This is a genomic window from Oscillospiraceae bacterium (genome assembly GCA_035353335.1).
Classification (GTDB): Bacteria; Bacillota; Clostridia; order Oscillospirales; family JAKOTC01; genus DAOPZJ01.
This window is the reverse complement of sequence record DAOPZJ010000106.1, coordinates 1-3,820: the sequence shown is the minus strand read 5'-3', so window position 1 is coordinate 3,820 and position 3,820 is coordinate 1. Positions and strand designations below refer to the sequence as shown.

Genomic DNA, 3,820 nt, shown 5'->3' with positions numbered 1-3,820 from the left:
ATGAACGAGGTACGGTTTTCAAGCACGGTCGAAATGACTTTAGAAATCAGCTGTTCCGTCTCGGTGTCGACCGATGAGGTCGCTTCATCGAGCACGAAGACGCGCGGATTCGCAACCACCGCGCGGGCGATGGAGATCAGCTGTTTCTGTCCGGTCGAAAGCAGATCGCCGCCCTCGCCGACGTTGGAGTCGTAGCTGTCCTTGAGATTTGAAATAAAATCATGCGCGCAGGCGACCTTGGCGGCCTCGATGATCTCTTCGTCGGTGGCGTCGGGATTGCCGTAACGGATATTCTCTTTAATCGTGCCCGAGAACAGATGCGGCTGCTGAAGTACATAACCGATGGAGGAATGCAGCCAGTTGATCGAGCGCTCGCGGTAATCGACGCCGTCGATCAGCACTCTACCCTCGGTCGGCTCAAAAAACCGACAGGCCAAGTTGACGAGGGTTGATTTGCCCGCGCCGGTCTCGCCGACGATGGCGATGCAGCTGCCGGATTTGATTTTGAGATTAAAGTGCGATAATACATCGACATTACCGTCCGGATAGCGGAAAGTCACGTCGTCGAATTCGATGTCGCCTTTGATCGGCTCCCAGTTCTCGCGTTTCGGCTCGAAGATGTCGCCGTATTTTTCAACGATGTCGGGGCGGTCTTTGACCAACGGTTCTGCATCAATTAAGCGGTTAATACGCTCTACGTTGACTTGAAGCGCGATCAGATCGACCGAAAAGTCGGTAATGTTCGAGATCGGGTCAATGATTGAAAGCGCATAAGCGATAAACACCGCCAGCGTGCCGAGTCCTTCGGCGTCGCCGGCAAAACCGCTGCCCGAGGAAATTACAACCGCCAATATCATCGTGCCAAGAACCAGTATGATCGGCTGGAACACTGAACGCAGGCGCCTTGACCGCAGCGCTTTAGTACGCAATTCTGTGTTGATGTTATCAAACGAATGGCAGACGCTGTCCTCGACGGCGAGCGTTTTGATGGTCTTTGCGCCGGTGATGTCCTCATTGAACACAGCGGTCAGTTTCGCATTGGTTCTGCGTACTTCGCGGTTCAATTTGAGGATGTTTTTTTGCATCAGCTGCAAGATGACTATCGATCCGACCAGTACCAACATGACGAGTAATGCCAGTTTCCAGTTCAGAATGAACATAGAGACCGAACAGAAGGTCAGATAACAGGTGGTCCAGACCGTATCGGCAAGACCCCAGGCGAGCATACCGCCCAAGCTCGCGGTGTCGTTGAGTACACGCGCAAGCAGATATCCGACCGGTGTGACGTTGAAATAGGAAAGTGATTGCCGCTGCAGTTTCTCAAAGCAGGCGTTGCGCATATCTCTGCCTACCCGTAGATCGAGGTTCATCGAGTTGCGGATGAAGATAATCGTTCCGGTGACCTGAATCAGTATCGCGACTGAATACAGCAGGATAAACCATTGGATTCCCTGTGTGGTATTTCCGCCGACGTAAACATTGAATGCATACCGGGAGAAATACGGTATCAGAGAGTCGACACAAGCCGTAATCATTGTGCAGCAAAGAAGCGGAATCAGATATCGCTTGTGCTTTTTAAGGAAAACGAACAAGCGTTTCCACTCTTTGAATTCGAATTTATTGCTGAGCGCGTACTCGTCGTAATTATTTTGATTGATTTCCGCCGCCATTTGCGCCCACCTCCGTTTCCATCTCCTCCTCAAACATGCTCTGGATGTTGAAGATGGAGCTATATATACCGTTTAGTTTCAAAAGTTCCGCATGATTTCCCATCTCGGCGATTTTACCCTCCGAGAGCACCATGATGACATCTGCGTCCATCAGCGTCGAAATGCGGTGCGAAATGATGATGGTTGTCGTATCCTTAGTGCGTTTTTTAAGCGCGGAACGGATCTTGCTGTCGGTCTCGACGTCAACCGCAGAGAGCGAATCGTCGAACACCAGCACCGGCGCATCTTCAACCAATGCCCGCGCAATCGCAACACGCTGTCTCTGTCCGCCCGAGAGCGTGACGCCTTTTTCTCCGATCAGGGTCTCGTAGCCCTTCGGGAATTCGAGAATCGAATTGTGAATTTCCGCCGTACAGGTCGCCGATTCGATGTCCTCATGAGTCGTTTCAGGCGCAGCCAATTTCAAGTTATTATCGATGGTATCGGAGAACAGAAACGGCTCCTGAAGCACCATTGCGATATTACGGCGCAGATGTCTGCGACTGATTTTATTGATGCCGATGCCATCGATCGTGATCTTTCCCTGCCCTTTTTCCTCGTCGAGGTCATAAAGGCGGTTCAGCAGGTGCAGCAGCGTTGACTTTCCGCTGCCGGTTCCTCCCAAGATCGCCAATGTTTGACCGGCTTTGAGCTCGAACGAAACATCGCGCAAGACTTCGGCATTGTCAAACCCGAAATTGACATGCTCGTATTTGATGTCGCCCTTGATTTCCGGTGATAAATCGGTTTCTTCATCCTGTTCGGCCTTTACCGAAAGGATTTCGTTAATTCTTCCGATGGAAACGCCTGCCTTGCTCATCTCACCGAGGGTTCTGCCGAGACGGCGCATTGGCCATGCCAGCATCCCGCCGTACATGACGAAAACGATAATTTCACCGGGACTCATTTCACCGTGAACTGTCAGGAAAGTACCGTAAATCAACAGCAAGGCCGTTTGAGAAGCACTGATCAAGTCGCCGATGCTCCAATACCAGCCCAATAGTTCGCCGGTTTTAATCCACAGGTTGGCGTATTCGTCGTTGCCCGCCATGAAGCGATCAAGCTCCTGCCGTTCGCGGCCGAAAGCCTTAACGACCCGAACACCGGTGAAATTCTCCTGTGCGATGGCATGCATGCGGCCTTCCGCTTCATCGGCCAACAGGAACCGTTTTGCGATTCTGCCGTAAAACCCACCCGAGTAACCGATGACTACCGGTACGAATGCCAAACAGGCCAATGCGAGTTTCGTATTGATCGAAAACATCAACACATAAGCGATAACCAGCATAAAGACGATGCGGACGACATCGGTAAACTGACCTGAAACAAAATTACATATCGTGTCCACATCGGACGAGCATCGCTGCATGATGTCGCCGGTCTGAATGGATTTATGCCACGAAAACGGCAGCCGTTGGATGTGACCAAACAGTGTCTTGCGCAATTTATAAGAAAGATGCTGTGCCAGTTGAGCGCCCGAATAGTTGCGTATGTAATTGAACACGGCGGAAAACACCGCGACCGCAAAAACGAGCAAACCGCAGATGAACAGGTGAGTCAGCAGAAAATCTCTCCCGCCGAGTTGTAAGATATAATCTTTAAGCTGCTGCGGCAAATTGAAATCCAGCGTTCCGATGACCGAATCGATTGTGACGCCTACGATTTTCGGGGTGATGTAAGATAAGCCGACCCCCAGCGCCATTGTGATCACGCAGGTCCAGAAAAAACGCCAGTTCCCCAGCATAATCTTAAATAAAAAGGTAAAATTACCCTTCTTCTTTTGTTCTTTATTTTTCAAATTTGTACCTCAAAAGACGGTTAAAAAGACCGCAGGCAGTTCTGTGGTTATAAATAGTTCCCCACCGAATTAAAAACACGTCGCAAGCAAAATATATAAGACGAAACAAACCGCTTCGTCAGCCAATCGAAACAAGAAGCACCTCCCACAGATCCCTACACTGATCTGCCTACACCCGTTCGGTGCGTCAAACACGACGTATTATAGCCGAGGATTTCCATTTTGTCAACCGTTTTTTATTCAGCGTCAAAATAAAAGTGTAGGATTACAATTGATGTGTTACAAAGTAAGGGAAGGAAAAAGGTAGCGAACG

2 protein-coding genes are annotated in these 3,820 nt (G+C 50.1%); both read right to left on the bottom strand.

Annotated features, from left to right (window positions below; translation table 11 throughout):
* On the bottom strand, positions 1–1,670 hold a 1,670-nt coding region (locus tag PKH29_12615; protein HNX15681.1), incomplete at its 3' end, for an ABC transporter ATP-binding protein.
* Positions 1,645–3,507: an ABC transporter ATP-binding protein gene (locus PKH29_12610; protein ID HNX15680.1), complete on the bottom strand. Its 1,863-nt coding sequence runs from the start codon at positions 3,505–3,507 to the stop codon at positions 1,645–1,647. The genes PKH29_12610 and PKH29_12615, both read right to left, overlap by 26 nt.
* Positions 3,508–3,820: the final 313 nt, after the last annotated feature.